Origin of the sequence: Rossellomorea aquimaris TF-12 (assembly GCF_001648555.1) — a bacterium.
In the GTDB taxonomy this organism is placed as follows: domain Bacteria; phylum Bacillota; class Bacilli; order Bacillales; family Bacillaceae_B; genus Rossellomorea; species Rossellomorea aquimaris.
Genome location: NZ_LQXM01000029.1, coordinates 705,119 through 721,291, shown reverse-complemented (window position 1 = coordinate 721,291; position 16,173 = coordinate 705,119). Strand labels below are relative to the sequence as shown.

20 protein-coding genes are annotated in these 16,173 nt (G+C 34.8%); 14 read left to right on the top strand and 6 right to left on the bottom strand.

Going from position 1 to position 16,173, the window contains the following annotated elements; all coding sequences use genetic code 11:
- The first annotated feature begins 341 nt into the window (after positions 1-341).
- Positions 342-1,496, top strand: coding sequence for a GNAT family N-acetyltransferase (locus tag IQI_RS17130; protein WP_064093833.1), 1,155 nt, complete (start codon positions 342-344; stop codon positions 1,494-1,496).
- A 164-nt stretch (positions 1,497-1,660) separates the two neighbouring features.
- On the opposite strand, the gene ytvI is transcribed toward IQI_RS17130, so the two are convergent.
- Entirely contained in the window at positions 1,661-2,719 is a 1,059-nt protein-coding gene (gene ytvI / locus IQI_RS17125; RefSeq protein ID WP_064093832.1) for a sporulation integral membrane protein YtvI, read from the bottom strand.
- A 267-nt stretch (positions 2,720-2,986) separates the two neighbouring features.
- Positions 2,987-3,346 carry a YugN family protein gene (locus IQI_RS17120; protein ID WP_064093831.1) on the bottom strand — a complete coding sequence of 120 codons (360 nt, stop codon included), beginning with the start codon at positions 3,344-3,346 and terminating at the stop codon, positions 2,987-2,989.
- Between the two features lie 334 nt (positions 3,347-3,680).
- Here IQI_RS17120 and IQI_RS17115 point away from each other — a divergent pair, with 334 nt between their 5' ends.
- Positions 3,681-4,115 carry a CBS domain-containing protein gene (locus IQI_RS17115; RefSeq protein WP_064093830.1) on the top strand — a complete coding sequence of 145 codons (435 nt, stop codon included), beginning with the start codon at positions 3,681-3,683 and terminating at the stop codon, positions 4,113-4,115.
- Between the two features lie 251 nt (positions 4,116-4,366).
- Complete coding sequence (locus IQI_RS17110; RefSeq protein ID WP_082892768.1) at positions 4,367-5,452, top strand: CAP domain-containing protein; 1,086 nt, start codon at positions 4,367-4,369, stop codon at positions 5,450-5,452.
- A gap of 44 nt (positions 5,453-5,496) precedes the next feature.
- On the opposite strand, the gene IQI_RS17105 is transcribed toward IQI_RS17110, so the two are convergent.
- Positions 5,497-5,988: a PaaI family thioesterase gene (locus tag IQI_RS17105; RefSeq protein WP_064093829.1), complete on the bottom strand. Its 492-nt coding sequence runs from the start codon at positions 5,986-5,988 to the stop codon at positions 5,497-5,499.
- A 167-nt stretch (positions 5,989-6,155) separates the two neighbouring features.
- Here IQI_RS17105 and IQI_RS17100 point away from each other — a divergent pair, with 167 nt between their 5' ends.
- The 4 genes from IQI_RS17100 to IQI_RS17085 all read left to right on the top strand — a co-directional run bounded on the left by IQI_RS17100 (position 6,156) and on the right by IQI_RS17085 (position 7,879).
- Positions 6,156-6,569 (top strand): YlbD family protein, encoded by a 414-nt coding sequence (locus IQI_RS17100; protein WP_064093828.1) that lies wholly within the window; start codon positions 6,156-6,158, stop codon positions 6,567-6,569.
- Positions 6,570-6,585: 16 nt separating this feature from the next.
- Complete coding sequence (locus IQI_RS17095; protein ID WP_064093827.1) at positions 6,586-6,825, top strand: YlbE-like family protein; 240 nt, start codon at positions 6,586-6,588, stop codon at positions 6,823-6,825.
- Between the two features lie 122 nt (positions 6,826-6,947).
- Positions 6,948-7,340: a hypothetical protein gene (locus IQI_RS17090; protein WP_064093826.1), complete on the top strand. Its 393-nt coding sequence runs from the start codon at positions 6,948-6,950 to the stop codon at positions 7,338-7,340.
- A 92-nt stretch (positions 7,341-7,432) separates the two neighbouring features.
- Entirely contained in the window at positions 7,433-7,879 is a 447-nt protein-coding gene (locus IQI_RS17085; RefSeq protein WP_064093825.1) for a YlbF family regulator, read from the top strand.
- Between the two features lie 124 nt (positions 7,880-8,003).
- On the opposite strand, the gene IQI_RS17080 is transcribed toward IQI_RS17085, so the two are convergent.
- The gene (locus tag IQI_RS17080) at positions 8,004-8,318 is read right to left on the bottom strand and encodes a hypothetical protein (RefSeq protein ID WP_064093824.1); all 315 of its coding nucleotides are present in this window, start codon (positions 8,316-8,318) and stop codon (positions 8,004-8,006) included.
- 163 nt (positions 8,319-8,481) lie between these two features.
- Between IQI_RS17080 and IQI_RS17075 the strand changes: the two genes are divergently transcribed.
- A complete protein-coding gene (locus IQI_RS17075) occupies positions 8,482-8,757 on the top strand; it encodes a YlbG family protein (RefSeq protein ID WP_064093823.1) in 276 nt (91 codons plus the stop codon).
- A 66-nt stretch (positions 8,758-8,823) separates the two neighbouring features.
- On the opposite strand, the gene IQI_RS17070 is transcribed toward IQI_RS17075, so the two are convergent.
- Positions 8,824-9,213, bottom strand: a complete 390-nt coding sequence (locus IQI_RS17070) for a DUF7147 family protein (RefSeq protein ID WP_064093822.1) — start codon at positions 9,211-9,213, stop codon at positions 8,824-8,826.
- A 98-nt stretch (positions 9,214-9,311) separates the two neighbouring features.
- Here IQI_RS17070 and IQI_RS17065 point away from each other — a divergent pair, with 98 nt between their 5' ends.
- From IQI_RS17065 to coaD, 4 genes are all read left to right on the top strand, one after another.
- Positions 9,312-9,626: a hypothetical protein gene (locus IQI_RS17065; protein WP_064093821.1), complete on the top strand. Its 315-nt coding sequence runs from the start codon at positions 9,312-9,314 to the stop codon at positions 9,624-9,626.
- Positions 9,627-9,726: 100 nt separating this feature from the next.
- A complete protein-coding gene (locus IQI_RS17060) occupies positions 9,727-11,142 on the top strand; it encodes a hypothetical protein (protein WP_064093820.1) in 1,416 nt (471 codons plus the stop codon).
- A 261-nt stretch (positions 11,143-11,403) separates the two neighbouring features.
- Positions 11,404-11,952 carry a 16S rRNA (guanine(966)-N(2))-methyltransferase RsmD gene (rsmD, locus tag IQI_RS17055; protein ID WP_064093819.1) on the top strand — a complete coding sequence of 183 codons (549 nt, stop codon included), beginning with the start codon at positions 11,404-11,406 and terminating at the stop codon, positions 11,950-11,952.
- 28 nt (positions 11,953-11,980) lie between these two features.
- The gene (coaD, locus tag IQI_RS17050; RefSeq protein ID WP_064093818.1) at positions 11,981-12,478 is read left to right on the top strand and encodes a pantetheine-phosphate adenylyltransferase; all 498 of its coding nucleotides are present in this window, start codon (positions 11,981-11,983) and stop codon (positions 12,476-12,478) included.
- Between the two features lie 434 nt (positions 12,479-12,912).
- Here the strand turns inward: coaD and ylbJ are convergent, their stop codons facing one another.
- The gene (gene ylbJ, locus IQI_RS17045; protein WP_064093817.1) at positions 12,913-14,139 is read right to left on the bottom strand and encodes a sporulation integral membrane protein YlbJ; all 1,227 of its coding nucleotides are present in this window, start codon (positions 14,137-14,139) and stop codon (positions 12,913-12,915) included.
- Between the two features lie 181 nt (positions 14,140-14,320).
- On the opposite strand from ylbJ, the gene IQI_RS17040 reads away from it, so the two are divergent.
- Both IQI_RS17040 and IQI_RS17035 read left to right on the top strand, forming a co-directional pair.
- Complete coding sequence (locus tag IQI_RS17040; RefSeq protein WP_064093816.1) at positions 14,321-15,100, top strand: patatin-like phospholipase family protein; 780 nt, start codon at positions 14,321-14,323, stop codon at positions 15,098-15,100.
- Between the two features lie 6 nt (positions 15,101-15,106).
- Positions 15,107-16,153: a SepM family pheromone-processing serine protease gene (locus IQI_RS17035; protein WP_064093815.1), complete on the top strand. Its 1,047-nt coding sequence runs from the start codon at positions 15,107-15,109 to the stop codon at positions 16,151-16,153.
- Positions 16,154-16,173 lie beyond the last annotated feature (20 nt).

The following is a 16,173-nucleotide window of genomic DNA, read 5'->3' as shown; positions in this document are numbered from 1 at the left end:
TGTAACAGATTCTATTTGAGTTTAATGTTTACTCATGTAGAATCTGTTTTTTTCTCTTTTCTAAGTGCTGATATATATAATCTGCAAATGACTCTACCAACAAATATGAACAGGGTGGTGAGGGAATCGCCCTGCTATTTCGGAGGAGTTTCGTCAGAGTCCTCAGCTTCGTTTTCGGGACCAAGATATATCTGCACTTCAGCATGAGTCTATGCAGTTCGCTTCCCTATTTATAAGAAAGTTCCTGAATGTACTCATGAAGGAATTAATACCTGCTCTGTTTTGAAGGAATTGCTGCATAATTAGTCGAAAATAAACTGGAGAAGTGAGGAGATGATGGAATGATTAGAAAGTTAGAGAAAGCTAACTATGAAGAATCCTTACAGCTTTCTGAGTATGCTTTTCAATATAAGGTGCCTCAAGAGCAAAGGGAAAATCGATTTGAAAAGCTAAAGGAACAAAGTATTTTTGGAATTTTTGATCAGGGTATTTTAGCTGCTAAATTTCACCTTATTCCTTTAGAAGTCTGGATGGGGGAGCAGAAATATTCTATGGGTGGAATTGCAGGAGTGGCTACATATCCAGAATTTAGAAGGAGGGGGCATGTTCGTAACCTAATGAACTTTTCTTTAGAGCAAATGAAAAAGGAAAATCAGGTTATCTCTATGCTTCACCCTTTTTCTATCGACTTTTATCGGAAGTTCGGATGGGAGGTATTTTCTTTTTTTGAAAAAGTATATTTGAAAAAAAAGGACCTTACGCCTTTAAACAAAACAGAAGGATGTATTCGTCGATACTCAAAAGATAATTATCCTGTTGAGTTAGAGACTATTTATGAACGTTATGCAGTAAAACAAAACGGTATGCTTGTCCGTACTAAAAGTTGGTGGAAGGAAAGAAGTATCACTGATTTATTCATTGCAATCTATTATGATGAACTAAGTGAACCGACTGGTTATATAACTTATGAAGTGAAAAAAGAGAGACTTAAAGTAGAAGAATTTATTGCGTTAAATAGCGAAGCTAGATTTGGACTTTGGAATTATATTTGTCAGCACGATTCTATGGTAGAGGATGTCGAATTAATCTTAAATCCTATTGAGGTTCTTCCATTTATGCTAAAAGATCCAAAGGTTAAAATTGAAAAACAACCCTATTTCATGGTTCGTATAGTAGATGTGGAAAGCTTTTTGAAGATTTATCTAAAGCAAATAAGCAATTCTACACATTTCTCCTTAAGGATTTCGGATGCTAATGCAAGTTGGAACAATGAGACCTTTATGATTAAGGGTCAGGATGTAGTCGTAACCGGAAAAGAGCCTTGTGAACTTTCCATTGAAATGACTATTAATGCATTATCATCATTGGTATTTGGTGTACATACTCCTCAGTCCTTGATAGATATGGGTCAATTAATAACCAATAATCAAGAAGCTGTGAATCAATTAAAGATTTTTTCTCAACAGAATAACCCTTTCTTTTATGATTTCTTCTAACGAACAGATGTTGGTTTCCTTTCTTTCTGCAGAGGAACCCGCTCGCAACGGAGCATCCTGCAGTGGAAACTTCTTTCTTAGCTGAAATAGCAATACTCAAAGAAAAAAACTTATTAAAAAAATAAAAGGACTAATGCCAGTATTTAGCGTTAGTCCTTTTCAAATTAAATCTTAAAATTCATTTTGATAATTCCGGCTTCTTTAGCAGAATTAAATACAATCAATACTAGTGGACCAATAATAAATCCTAGTACGCCAAGGAGCTTGAGACCAAGATACATGGCAATTAACGTGGCTAATGGTGACAATCCGATATGACTCCCCATTACTTTTGGTTCAACGGTTCTCCTGATAATGAGTAGGATTGCTGCCAAGACCGCTAGCTGTGTTCCTAAAGCGATTGTTCCTGTAATTAAATGGAAGAGAGCCCAAGGCCCTAAAATGACAATAGAGCCAATTAAAGGAATGAAATCAACCACCCAGATAATAGTGGCCATTACTAATGCAACATCAGGAGCAATAAACAGTAATCCTATTAAGGATACGAAGAAAATAATGATACTAACAAGAAATTGTGCTTTAAAAAACCCAAAAATAACATACGTCAGGCGGGAGGTCATAAAGTTAACCTTTTCTGCTGTTCTTTCTGTTAAGTGACTATAAATGCTTAACTTGATTCTCGGAAGGTCAAGCATAAACAGAAATAATGCGATTAGATAAACTAGAAAACTTACCAGGTAATTTGGTATATAGGATAAAAAGGCACTTATTTTTTCTATATTTAGAGAATTAAGGATTTTCGTTTTACCACTATTTAAGAAGCTTTGCACTTCATCACTGAATTCAGTAACAACCTCATCGGGTAAATCCTCTGCTGCATTTAATAACCTATCCTCGTATTCTAACCAAATCTCACTTAATTGGTTTATATATTTAGGCGCATCTTCAATTAGTTTAATTCCTTCTCCTACAACCTTAGTTGTGACAAAAAAGGAAGAAACCCCCACTAATAATAGAAATAAAATAAATACGGATAAAACAGCTACTCTTCGATTAGTAGTCAGCTTTCTTTGAATAAATTTCACTGCAGGTTCTAAAAAAAGCGCAGTGATAATCGCAGCAATTAAGGGGACTGAAACAGGAAGAATAAAAAGAGTAAATAGTGCTAGTAACGAAATGATAAAAACAATCATTAAAACTTTTTTGGAGAAAAACTTGGACAATGGAGTACCCCTTTCTAACAGACACCTCTTACTATTATTATATTAGAGAGGACAAAGAAAGAACAGTGGGAAGTAGGGTATTTTTAATTATTTTACATGGAAATTCTACTTTCAAATGATAGAGTTTTAGCAGTTCTCCTCACCTTATAAATGAATTTTCATGAGACAAGTAGAAATCAACCATTATTTTCTTCTCTAAAGGTAACAAATTGTACATTAAAAACTAAAAAAAGAGACTGTCTACAAAGGACAGTCTCAGTTAAAAGCTTACCAAACAAAATTAGTTGCTTCCTTATTAACATCAGCAATTAGTTTTTCACATGTTGTAACAAGGTGCTTAGGAAATTCTTCACCTTCACCATATTCAACACCGTGAGGGTAATAATGTTTACCAAGTAAAGGTGTCATTAATTGAATTACAGCATCGTGCTTTCCGATGTCCCCTTCAACTGCAAGACCTTGGATTCGCAGATAAAAAGTGCCTTCTCTTACTTCGAATTTACGGTCATAGGTTACTCTTTCATAATCCCATTGTCCAGCACGAACAAGGCCGTGAGACTCCATAATTTCATCTAAACGATTTAGATCTACTTTTAATTTTTCAATTCCAGTTGTTTCAAAACGCATAAAATTTCCCTCCTATATTGTCTAGCTTATAGCTTAAAAGGTTCCCATCTTGTTAAGTTAAACTTTTATATGTTCATCATTAAAATAGTCGCCTTTTAGAGCTAAACGCTTTTCACATGGTAGAAGCATTTATATCGGTTAATGGACAAAGATAGTAAATGCACTGTTTCTCATTCTTAATAATAGTGTAAAATTCTTTTTCTTGCAATGTCTGAGTTTAATGTGAATGTCAAAATTATTAAAGGTGAATATCTATTTCAAAAGTGAGAAAAATATATAAGGTTAACCTTATTAATGGCGAACACTAGAAAAAGATTAATAAAGGATGATGATGATGACGAAAATAAAAGACATTATGGCCAAAGATGTTGAAACGTGTTCATTATTAGACAACGTATTTGAAGTAGCTGTAAAAATGAAAGAGAATAACATAGGGTCAATTCCAATTGTTGATGGTGATAGAATTGTTGGAGTAATTACGGATAGAGACATCGTCACTCGTTGTATTGCTGAAAAACACCCTGCCTCATCTAAAGTAGAAGATATTATGAGTAAGGAGTTAGTAACAGTTGGACCTGAAACAGAAGCAACGGAAGCAGCCAACGTAATGGCGGATCATCAAATTAGAAGGTTACCGATAGTAGAAGGAGAGAGACTTGTAGGAATCGTTTCTTTAGGAGATTTTGCGATTAGGGAATCTTTAGGTAAACAGGCATACATAGCGTTAGAAAATATTTCAGAATCGTATTTTAGAAATAAACCTTTTTAGGAACAGAATGCAGCCTCTTCATGTAGTACTTCATGAACCAAAAAATTTAGATATTTCACGTTTCGATAGAGATAACCACTTTTAATCAAAGTGGTTATCTCTTGTTTAATTTGTGTAAGCGGTGTTATTCATAGAAGAACATTGTTTTAGTAAAAAAAAAAATATGCTATGCTTTATATATTACATAATTTTTAGAATCGTTTTCGATGGTATAATAATCCTATTATATGCATTATGTTAAGGAAGAAATAATGAGAGGAGGGAAATTTCTGAGAACTGTTTTACGAATCATTATTATTCTTGTTATTATTTTAATTATTAGTATTTATCAAAACTACCAGCAAGAAAATGAACCATTAAAAGGTCCAGAAACCCAAACTCTTAAAGAAAATCAAGAAAGCGATATTAAACAATCGATGGAGACTACTCCTGGAGAAAGGCCAACATCGGGATTATCGATTTGGATCGGGAAAAGTAAGAATAAACTTATGGATAATTTTGGAGAGCCAATTCGGGTTGAGCCGAGTTCTTACGGTTATGATTGGTGGGTATATCCTATTTCCTCCAGCCAATATATTCAGTTCGGAGTTGAAAATAATAAAGTTGTTACCCTTTATACAATAGGAAATGAAGTGGATGTTTCTCCATATAGGTTAGGACAAAGTTTAGAAGATATTTATCGTTTTACAATAGTAGATGCTGAGGTAATAGTAAATGATGATTCCGGTTCTTATCAATTTGAACTGAGTGAAGAAGATTTGAATACACGATTGCTAGTATCTTTAGGAGAAATATATGCCCAGCTGTATTTGGATAAATTCACTGGAAAGTTAACCAGTATTCGATTTTTAGATAAACAAACCTTAGTTAAATTGCATCCATATGAAATGATGTATCGGGGTGAATTAGAAGAAGAAATAGAACCGACAGAAGAAGAATGGGATAATGTGAATCAAGCACGTGAAAAACAAATTTTCGACATATCTAATGTTATTCGTCATGACTTCGAGAAACCTGTTTTAGAGTGGGATGAAGAAACATCTATGGTAGCTAAAGGACACAGTTTAGAGATGTTTGAGTTAGATTATTTTTCACATGAATCACCAAACCTTGGTAGTCTTGCAGACCGTTTAGAAATGGAAGAAGTTCCTTTTAAAGTAGCCGGTGAAAATATTGCTTCAGAATATATTGACGCACCAGAAGCCGTGCATGGCTGGTTAAATTCGGAAGGACACCGAAAAATATTATTAGAAGAAAAATTTACGCATCTTGGTGTAGGAGTATATAGAAGGTACTATACACAAAATTTTATTGAAAAATTAAAAGATCCCGAATAAAGAAGGTTGACTCTACCAGAGACGAATGTAGAGTCAACCTTTTTTCACGCTTTTTTCTTTTCAATAATAAAGAAAGAACCTGTTGAATGAGCTACTACTCTTCCATCTCCACTAACTACTTTTCCATCAACGATAATGGTTTTTGAGCCTTTATGGACAATTGTTGCGTAAGCAGTAAGTTCGTCTCCGATTCCAGGCGCCAAGTAATGAACATTTAAATTTGTGGTAACTGCTCCAAAACCGTCAGGCAGCATCATATTGGCTAATGTTCCCATTGCTGTATCTACCAAGGTTGCAGTTACCCCACCGTGTACAATATTGAGCGAGTTATAAGTAACGGAAGTAATCGGAATGCTCATTTGGAACTTCCCATTGATTTCTTCTCTTCTCATGGCAAAAATCCCACCGATAATGGATCCATTTACTTTAGTCTGAGTACGTCTAACACCTTTTAATAATTGTTCTAACGATTCTAAATCCTTTTCTGTAGCATTTTCAATACATTCATTTAACAGTTTGTGTAAATCTTCTTTCATATTAGACATCCTTTTCTATATTCACAACCACTTATGATAACGACTGGTGTAAATCTGATTAGTGTAAATATACATGTAAATTTTACTACAAAAAGGAATGTATCACCATTCTTTTCGCACTTTCATAAAGTGTATTAGGTAATAGCCTGTAATGGAGGTGCGAAATAATGGGGAAATCACTACACCCAAAAGTTAAAGAGTTTAAAGAGTTTGTAAGGGAAAATCCTAAAATCGCAAGAGATGTTCGTAATGGTCAGGCAAATTGGCAGGATCTTTTTGAAGATTGGTATTTACTTGGAGAAGAAGATACAAGATGGGATCAATACAAAGAGGGAAATTCAAAATCAAACGTAAACTCAATAAGCAGTGAAGGAAAAAAGAGTGGATGGATGGACCAAGTCGGAGAAATGGTAAAGAAAATGGATGCAAATCAGCTACAGCAACATATCAACAGTTTGAGTGAAGCATTAGGAGCTGTTCAAGGGGTACTAAGTCAATTTCAATCAAATAATAGAGGTACGACTGATAAAAATGAAACGCCTTCAAAGCCTTCTCATCCATTTTCTTTTCGAAAAGACTAAGAAAAGAGGAGTATAGATGAGGTCAGAAATTATTGAATATATACATGGGAATGCAGACTTAAAATTGTTTTTAAGGGAAATGCCTGAATGGTATCGAACTCTCTCTAGAAGTCCCAATGAACTTGAAAAATTTGAAATCGCTTCAATTAATCATTTTCAAAAGACCATCCCACATCGAGTGCAAAAATTTTCAAATGGAGTTCAAATGGCTTCTATGATGGTCAGCATGTTTCAAGCAATGAACAGTACTGAATAGTTGGTACTATTCGTATTGCGTTCTCCACCATTTCACTTCATAAACAGTTCCTCATTTCAAGAGAATTTTGTGTAAATTTTAAATGAGATGGGGAAGGCTATTGGTAAGGAGTGGTGTTGATAATGAAAAAAATAATTGTTCTTTCTATATGTTTATTATTTGTCATGACGGGATGTAAAGAAAAGATCCCCGAACCAGAAAGTCTTATGTTTACAAAAAAAGTTGAAGCAGCACAGAAGCAAAGAGGCCTTTCTATAAAACATATTGTACAAGGAAATCAAGTATTTATTGAATGTGTTGTTCCTGGAGTAACGTTTTCGTCCTCAAATAATAAAACAAAAAAAGGTAAGATCCTGGTTACGTCAAGCACCGGTAGATTATACAAGGAATATCATACCGCGGCTTTTGTTGTTAAGGGTTTACCTAAGGGTAGGCATATCCTTAATGTTGAAATAGTTGGGTTAAACAACAAATCCTTAGGGATGAAGAAACAACTTTATGTCACAATTCCTTAAATGATGTGCGTCTATTGATGAAAAAATTTCTTATTTGTAAATTCGCTTCCTTTAATGAAACGTGTTAAAATATCATTACGGAGGTGAGCTTTTTGCTTGCTACTATTGAAAGAATGGAAATTTTAGATTCAGCAGATGAATTATCTCAATGGATTTTGCAATCCGATGTGGCAGATACTTATCGAAAATGTTTATATAAACTTCGTAACAGTAAAGACACACAGAGGAAAATTCACACTTTTTCTCGAATGAAAGAAAGTTACGAAGAGGTTCAACGTTTTGGTCGTTATCACCCTGACTATAAAACCATCATGAAAGAAATCCGTGAAGTAAAAAGAGAAATGGATTTAGATGAGAATGTAGCGGAATTTCGACGTGCGGAAAATGAGCTTCAAGATTTACTTGATGAAGTAAGCTTACTTATTGGACATTCTGTGTCCAAAAATGTAAAGGTTCCTTCGGGTAATCCCTTTTTCTCAAGCGGTAGTGCTTGTGGTGGAGGATGTGGATCCGGAGGCAGCTGTGGTTGCTCAGCATAATATAAAAAGAGCTGGTTAAATGACATTTAACCAGCTCTTTTTATATGGTTTTACTTCATCAGCTCCTGTTCTTTTGAATAGAATAATCTCAGAGCATAAAATAAATGAAAGATAGGTACCATTGTTATTGCTTCAATCTAACACAATCTACACAAAGGTTTCCACAGCAAAACATCTTTTCTTGAGGAACATAGAACCGGTGTCGGTACACAAACAGGGAATGATTTTTTCTGAAAAAGATTGTATCAGAATGCAATCTTTTTCCACGCATTGCTCGTGCAGAAGATCCTATAATTAATTCTTCAAGCTTACTCTTTTCAAGGGTAGATTCAATATATAAAAAAGGAATGCCCGCCATTCGTTTAACATAAACGGAATTGACTTTTTCTTGTTTTTGAAGCTGTTCAATAAAGAATTCCCAAATAGTATTTAAATCCATTCTGTACCTCCGTTCAGATTCCTTTGCTTGAACCTAAATAATTAAGTTTTTATTTAAGGTGAATGAATAAGAGAAATCTACGTTAGTTCAGTATAGCCTTATTGCTTATTCTCATAATTTTGTGCTAGACTAATAAAAAAGTGAGTCCTAGAGGGGAAACCATATGTTAACAGAAAGACAAGGATTAGTTGTGTGGTTACATAGCTTAAAACATGCCAAGTCCTTGAGACGTTTTGGTAATGTTCACTATGTATCCAAGAAAATGAAATATGTTTTACTGTATTGTAATCAAGACGAAATCGATAGTGTAATGGAAAAGATATCTTCGTATTCTTACGTAAAGAAAGTTGATCCATCTTTTAAACCATTCATTAAGTCTGTTTTCGAAAATTCACGACCAGATAAAGCCAAGGAATATGATTACAAAATGGGATTTTAATTAATTGCTGCCAATGAGTTTTTGTATTGGCAGCTTTTTTCATAGGCAAATACTTGTTCGTTAGTATTATTGCAACGGAAGAATGTAATGATTTAGTCTTAGTATGGCAATAAGGTGCTGATAGTACAATTGGTTTTCTGGGAAAAGAGTGGATGGTTTTACATCCATTTGAATAATAACTTTACCTAATTCTTTAGCAGTTTCTTCAAACATCGAGTATCGCTGATTAGGAGTTATATTTGGATTGGGAACTCCTTCTCTACATACGTAAATAGCTTGGAATTTTCCTTGTTCTGTTGGATTCATTACAATAGCAAGAGATGTCACCGCTCGATTGTTTACAATTGTATGAAATGCCATCATATGCTGTAACCTTTCTTTATTAGCACGGGCAAGTTCCATTAATTCATAAATATCAGAGTAGCCTTCACCTAATTCAATAAATCGTTGAATCATAATCCTGTCTCCTTTTTTTCCTTTTCAATCAATTCCTTATTATTTCAAACATACAATCATAAGTAAAGAAACTATAAAAAAATTATGGGGGGATAAATATGTTATGGATATTTCTTTTCATCGTTTTTAGTTTGATCCTTATGTATGTCTTTGGAAAGACTCATAGTGAATCATCAATGAATGTAAAGTATTCTGATTCAATCATTGTTTCTGCCATTCTTTCTACTTTAGTGGCTCATGGGATCCTGTCCATTGCTCAGGAAGAAGTATATAAAGATAGTAATTTAAAGGATCTCGAAGCTTTTCTTATTAACACCCATTTGATAAATAAAGGTGAGTGGGACACCTTAGTAACAGACCATCTTCAAGGCAATTCTTTAATTATGGATAGCAAAGACTTTGACCTGGGATGAAACAATGATTAAAACGTAAAAAAATTCCTAAAACAGGTATATATCCCTTTCATTAAATCTGATATCTTTATAGTAGGACATGGAGCTAAGGAGTTTTTTTATGAAACGCTTTTTTTTAACAATGGTGTTACTAATGATCATGGTAAGTACGTGCATACTCTTTTTTCAATGGAATGGATATTCTACTGGAAGTGCTGAAGAGTCCACTAATACTGAAGTCAAGCAAACTATTGCTCTAAAACATGAAGGCACCCGTTTTTTTGTTACTCAAGAACTATTCTTTACAGCAGACATTCCCAGTTCTATAATGATCAAATGGCCGAAGGAAGCAGAAGACTTTCAATGCTCAGATGAACAAGGAGAAAATTGTTTAACAAAAGAAAATGGCCAATATGAATTGAAGCCAATTAATAATAAGAATAAAACTTTGAAGATTAAGTATTCATTTGAACAGCAAAACGTTTCAACTTATTTACTGTTAAAAGAATGGTACCCGAAGTTAACCTCTCTTAAATTCATTGAAACACATGTGAAATTAACGGAAAAGAGTTTCAGAAACGGAAAATGGATTTCTAGTTATAAAGATGTTGCCCATAAAAAGCTCGATTACATTGATTACTATGCTTTCAGCGGAGAAAGTCAACCTCCTGAATTGATTTGGACAAGTGAACGAATGAATTCGTTAGACTATGAAAATGTAAGAATTATTTCTACTGAAAAAATGAACTCTGAAAAACTGAATCTTCATTTCGAGGCAATGAATGGCTTTGTTACAGTGATGATAAACAATGCTATGGAACCCTTCCAATCAGACAGATTACTCATTACGAATACCAATAGTAATAAAGAATTAAAAGATGCTGTTTTCTGGAGCCTGCTCCAACAAGATTATTCTGATCCCACTCACATGTGGCTGAAAGAAATAGCAGCAAATATACTTGTTAATGAGTCAAATGGTTCCTCTAAAGCTAAGTTTGGTTTCCAAGAGTTAAAGGAAGGGTTAACCCCTGCTCAATTGAATCAACTTAAACAATTTTTCATCAAGAGAAAAGGACGAGCAATTAATGTCACTCAACTTGACCATGAAATAGGAAGTATAACAGGATTTTCTTCTACTTTTTTCTTAGATAACATTGAGGAAGAAGAACGTGAGCCTTTGACATTGTATAGTAAAAAATCCATTCAATTTAATGAGGAAATTGTTCAAAATGTATCGTATCTCTTGTATAAACAAAAGGAATTAATTTCTTTTGAAGAATCTCTTGATTCCTTAGGTTTAGATGTAAAAAAAATAGAAGAGAACGTGTTTTTTACATCCTTGGATGGAAATACCTTCAGGTTCTATATAAATCAAGACTATTTTATTTACAATGAAGAAAATTACGGACTGCTAATGAAGCCAGTTCAAAAGGTAGGGAATAAGGTGTATATGGATTTAGGATGGTTCGAAAAATTATTTAAGGTAGATGTATTAAGAGAGGATAAGGTTCTTAATATAAAAGAAAAAACAATGTAAAAAGCCCTGCAGAAACTCTGCAGGGTCCTTCTATATCCATTACAGGAAAGAAGGCAAAGGGAGAGGAGAAACCGGAGGAAGAACTTATGGGGAATCGTAAGTCTTCTCCGCGGTTGGCAACAACATCAGTTTGGATGCTGTTACTTCCATTATCACCTAACAAATTGATTTTATACATTTATAGGGGAATTTCATTTGTGGCGATATGTATCAAAATATGATAGGATTATGAAGAAAAAAATACATATGTGGTGAGTAATGATGAGAGTAATTTCAGGTACTTTGAAGGGTAGACCTTTAAAAGCTGTTCCGGGAAGTGGGACGCGTCCTACAACGGATAAGGTGAAAGAATCGATATTCAATATGATTGGTCCCTATTTTCAAGGTGGAATAGGATTAGATCTGTTTGCTGGTAGTGGTGGATTAGGAATTGAGGCCATAAGTAGAGGTCTTGAAAAAGTTATTTTTGTTGATCGTGATGCGAAAGCTTTTCAAACGATAAAATTGAATTTGCAGGACTGTGACTTAGTAGAGCAAAGTGAAGTATATCGAAATGATGCCTCAAGAGCTTTAAAGGCAATACTTAAACGAGAACTATCATTTGATTACATCTTTTTAGATCCTCCTTATAAACAGCAAAAGCTGCAACAACTATTACAACTTATAGCTGAACACAGACTATTAAATGAAAGCGGTTACGTCATGTGTGAACACAGCTCAGAGATTGTTTTAGATGAACAGGTAGGAGACTTAAGGAAAATTAGGGAAGAAACATATGGCATTATTCGAATCTCTATATATGCCATTTGAAATCGGGAACTAGACAGGAGGAAAAAAGATGGCTAGTATAGCTGTTTGTCCAGGGAGTTTCGACCCCATTACGTATGGACATCTTGATATTATTACCAGAGGGGCAAAAGTATTTGAGCAAATTTATGTAGTGGTCCTCAATAACTCTTCCAAGAATTCATTGTTTTCAGTGGAAGAAAGAGTAGAGTTGATTCGTGAGGTCACAAAAGACCTTCCAAATGTAGTAGTTGATTCATTTCAAGGACTATTAGTCGAATATGCAAAGAGTGTCAATGCAAAAGCAATTATTAGGGGCTTACGTGCGGTATCGGACTTTGAGTATGAAATGCAAATCACTTCAATGAACAGAGTACTTGAAGAAGACATTGAAACATTTTTTATTATGACCAATAATCAATACTCCTTCTTAAGTTCAAGTATTGTAAAAGAAGTAGCCAAATATGGAGGCGATATTTCGGAATTGGTCCCTCGCCCTGTAAAGGAATCATTAAAAGAAAAATTCACTAAATTACATAATCAGGAATGAGAAAAGGGTTGATTCATTCAAATGAATCAACCCTTTTCTATATAGATTCTTTTCGAGTCGTGAGTGAGCTTAATTGTAATCCTATATTTATTCAAAAATTTTCTATTATACAAGGAGAAAACTTACTATGCTATCTTTAAGAAGAGCTTTTTTCGCAAAGATTGTTGTTTTATACATGAGTTTCTTAATGCCTGTGTCAACCAGTATGCATGGATGGTGAGGGGAGCTACTTCGCATTCCGCGGATGTTCGGCCGAGCCTCCTCAGCTTCGATTCCGGGGTCTTGGCACGCCCATACTTCCGCAGGAGTCTATGCAGTGCCCCCACACCATCTATAAGAGAATACGTGACAGAGCTTAATAGTGACAAAAAACATTTGAAAGAAGCTGCGTTTCTATAATAAAAGTTAAATTCATCACTACACACTTTTAAAGATTAATTGAATGTTTTTGATAATGACTTACTATAAAGAATAATATACAAGATTAAGCTTATAAGAGTTACCACTGGCCCTATTGTTTTAAACCAATACAAAAGTTCACTCCAGAAATACGAATTTTTAGCAGTGAAGACTGGGATGGCATTTGAAATTTGCTCATTTGAAAATCTATGGTAAACGGGCTTCCAAAGTATAATTGTAGCCACAGAAGCCGTAATTCCATGAATGAACCGGCCATAGAAAAACGGTTTAAATCCAATATCAGTTTCGGCTAAAATACTTGCTACTTGTGCTTGAACACTAAAGCCGCTAAACCCTAAGATAAAGCTTGTAATTATGGCTTGTTGAAGCAATGTAGCTTCTGAAACTCCACTTGTCAGCTTTGAGCCTAATGTTATTTCAAACAATCCAGAAATAAAAGGAATGCTTAATTGCTCAGGGATGTTTAAAAGTAAAAAGATAGAAGAAAACCCTTCTGCAAAAAAGGTTGTAACATGAAGGTGGAATAACATTTTATTAATCACCGAAAAAAGGATAATAAAGCCACCAATCATTAACAAAGTTTGTATGGAAGATGTGACAGCATCCCCTAGTAACTTTCCAATTGGACGTTTATCGTTTATTCTTGTTTGATGAAGAGCGGAAAACGCTTCTCTTAGTAAAAAGCGTCGACTTTTTTTGGATGTACTATTAACATCCTTCTCAGCTCCACCACCGTAAAATCTCATTACCAATCCAACACAAATGTTTCCTATGTAATGAGCACAGGCCAAAACGATGCCAAGAGTGACATTTTGAAAGAACCCGACTGAAACAGCTCCGAAAATAAAAAGAGGGTTTGAAGAATTTGTAAAAGACACGAGGCGTTCTGCTTCAATCTTTGAAATCTGTTTTTCCTGTCTTAAACGAGCCGTTAATTTAGCCCCTGCCGGGAAGCCTGAAGCCATGCCCATAGCCCAAACAAAACCACCAACTCCGGGTACCCGAAACAAAGGTCTCATAAGAGGCTCCAAAACGATTCCTATAAATCTCACAACACCAAACCCTATGAGCATTTCTGATACGATAAAAAAGGGAAGTAAAGATGGAAAGACAATTTCCCACCACATGTCTAATCCACGTATTGAGGCTTCTAAGGACTCACCGGGCATTAAGATTAGTGATCCTGCAAAGATAGTAACAGAAGAAGATAAAGCTAACGTTTTGATTTTCGATTTTAACAACCGGACTTCCTCCTCCAATTAACGATTTTGCCCTATATCAATTTCTTGTGTAACAAGAAAAGAATGATAAAATAAAATTAAATTCAACTTGTCCTCATATTATTCAATATACTCATACATCATTGAAATAGACCATATGATGAAATGAACCCGATAATACGGTGAAAAGGAGGGAGCACCATTGAGTAGACCGAAGATAGGATTAGCACTTGGCTCAGGTGGTGCAAGAGGATTCGCTCACTTAGGGGTGCTAAAAGCCCTTGACGACGCAGATATTCCCATTGACATGATTGCTGGAAGTAGCATGGGAGCATTAGTTGGCTGTTTCTATGGAGTTGGCCATAAAATGGAAGACTTATATAAGCTTTCTACAACCTTTAGAAGAAAATATTATCTGGATTTCACCGTGCCAAAAATGGGATTTATTTCTGGTAAACGAATAAAAGAGTTTATACGATTGTTTACACACAATAAAAATATTGAGGATTTAAATATTCCCGTTAGTGTAGTAGCGACGGATATTACGAATGGTGAAAAAGTGGTGTTTACTTCAGGTCCCATCTCGAGTGCTGTTCGTGCCAGTATTGCTATTCCAGGTGTCTTTGTTCCAGAAAAAATTAATGGGAGATTGTTAGTAGACGGAGGAGTAATTGATCGCGTTCCTGTTTCAGTTGTGAAAGAAATGGGTGCAGATATCGTAATAGGTGTAGATGTCTCCCACGTAAAACGAAACGCAGAAATTACCACTATTTACGATGTCATTATGCAGAGTATTGACATCCTGCAATTAGAAATTGTTGCTCACCGTGAATATGCATCTGACTTTATGATAAGACCACATGTAGAAATGTATAGTACAAGAGCATTTAAAAATATTGAAGAAATTATTGAAATGGGGGAAGAAGAAGCGAAGAAGGTTATTCCTTCTATTAAACAAGCCTTGGATGAGTGGAAGGAGTAAAATGAAATGAAAACCAAAACGTTTTTACGGACACTAATCATCATGACCATCATCATAGTAGCTACTTCTTTTTATTATCTTCCTTACTATGTAACCAAACCAGGTAATGCCCACGAACTAGATCCAATAGTTACTGTAGAAAATGGTTATGAAGATAAAGGAGAATTAATGTTAACAACCGTAAGGATGGGAAGAGCAAACATATATGCGTATTTATTAGCGAGTCTAAAGAAATATGAACATATCTATCCAGTTGATGAAATCCGAAGTCCCCATGAAAGCGATGAAGAATATAACCTTCGTCAATTGCAGCTTATGGCAAATTCTCAAAACAATGCAATAGAAGTTGCATTTAAAAAAGCAAATAAACCTTATAAATTCAATTACAATGGAATTTATGTGTTGAATGTTTACCCTTCAATGCCAGCCGAAAAAATTTTGCAGCCTGGAGACCGTATTATTTCTATTGATAACCAATCGTTTCAATCTTCCCAAGAATTTATTGAGTACGTTGAAACCAAACAGAATGGTGAAACTGTTCAGATTACATATGTTAGAGGAAAAGAGAAATTAAACAACAATATCCCCCTTGAAACATTTCCTGATATGCCAAATAAAATTGGGTTAGGGATTACTTTAAGTGATGACAGAGATATTGTAACAGACCCTCCTGTTACACTTAACACTGAAAAAATTGGCGGTCCATCAGCTGGTTTGATGTTTAGTTTAGAAATATATAACCAATTAACAAAGGATGATCTTACAAAGGGTTATTCGATTGCAGGGACAGGAACCATTTCTGAGGATGGAACCGTTGGGAGAATTGGAGGAATCGAGCAAAAAATTATTGCTGCTCATAAGGCGGGTGCAGAATATTTTTTAGCTCCAGATGAAACCATTACAAAAGAAATGAAAGAGAAATATCCAGACTTTGAATCAAATTATATAGTAGCCAAACGAACGGCTAAAGACATTGATACAAATATGAAGGTTATACCGATCCAGACGTTTGATGAGGCTCTTTCATTTCTTCAATCACTTCCAAATAAGTAACAAAAGGCAGCCAGTTGGCT

Excerpts from the sequence above, each read along its gene's own strand:
- rsmD (WP_064093819.1), top strand. The coding sequence starts at position 11,404 with ATGAGAGTAATTTCAGGTACTTTGAAGGGTAGACCTTTAAAAGCTGTT.
- IQI_RS17070 (WP_064093822.1), bottom strand. The coding sequence starts at position 9,213 with ATGATTCAACGATTTATTGAATTAGGTGAAGGCTACTCTGATATTTAT.
- IQI_RS17120 (WP_064093831.1), bottom strand. The coding sequence starts at position 3,346 with ATGCGTTTTGAAACAACTGGAATTGAAAAATTAAAAGTAGATCTAAAT.
- IQI_RS17100 (WP_064093828.1), top strand. The coding sequence starts at position 6,156 with ATGGGGAAATCACTACACCCAAAAGTTAAAGAGTTTAAAGAGTTTGTA.
- IQI_RS17090 (WP_064093826.1), top strand. The coding sequence starts at position 6,948 with ATGAAAAAAATAATTGTTCTTTCTATATGTTTATTATTTGTCATGACG.
- IQI_RS17080 (WP_064093824.1), bottom strand. The coding sequence starts at position 8,318 with ATGGATTTAAATACTATTTGGGAATTCTTTATTGAACAGCTTCAAAAA.
- IQI_RS17065 (WP_064093821.1), top strand. The coding sequence starts at position 9,312 with ATGTTATGGATATTTCTTTTCATCGTTTTTAGTTTGATCCTTATGTAT.
- IQI_RS17095 (WP_064093827.1), top strand. The coding sequence starts at position 6,586 with ATGAGGTCAGAAATTATTGAATATATACATGGGAATGCAGACTTAAAA.
- IQI_RS17060 (WP_064093820.1), top strand. The coding sequence starts at position 9,727 with ATGAAACGCTTTTTTTTAACAATGGTGTTACTAATGATCATGGTAAGT.
- IQI_RS17105 (WP_064093829.1), bottom strand. The coding sequence starts at position 5,988 with ATGAAAGAAGATTTACACAAACTGTTAAATGAATGTATTGAAAATGCT.
- IQI_RS17035 (WP_064093815.1), top strand. The coding sequence starts at position 15,107 with ATGAAAACCAAAACGTTTTTACGGACACTAATCATCATGACCATCATC.
- coaD (WP_064093818.1), top strand. The coding sequence starts at position 11,981 with ATGGCTAGTATAGCTGTTTGTCCAGGGAGTTTCGACCCCATTACGTAT.
- IQI_RS17075 (WP_064093823.1), top strand. The coding sequence starts at position 8,482 with ATGTTAACAGAAAGACAAGGATTAGTTGTGTGGTTACATAGCTTAAAA.
- IQI_RS17110 (WP_082892768.1), top strand. The coding sequence starts at position 4,367 with ATGAGAGGAGGGAAATTTCTGAGAACTGTTTTACGAATCATTATTATT.
- IQI_RS17115 (WP_064093830.1), top strand. The coding sequence starts at position 3,681 with ATGACGAAAATAAAAGACATTATGGCCAAAGATGTTGAAACGTGTTCA.
- IQI_RS17130 (WP_064093833.1), top strand. The coding sequence starts at position 342 with ATGATTAGAAAGTTAGAGAAAGCTAACTATGAAGAATCCTTACAGCTT.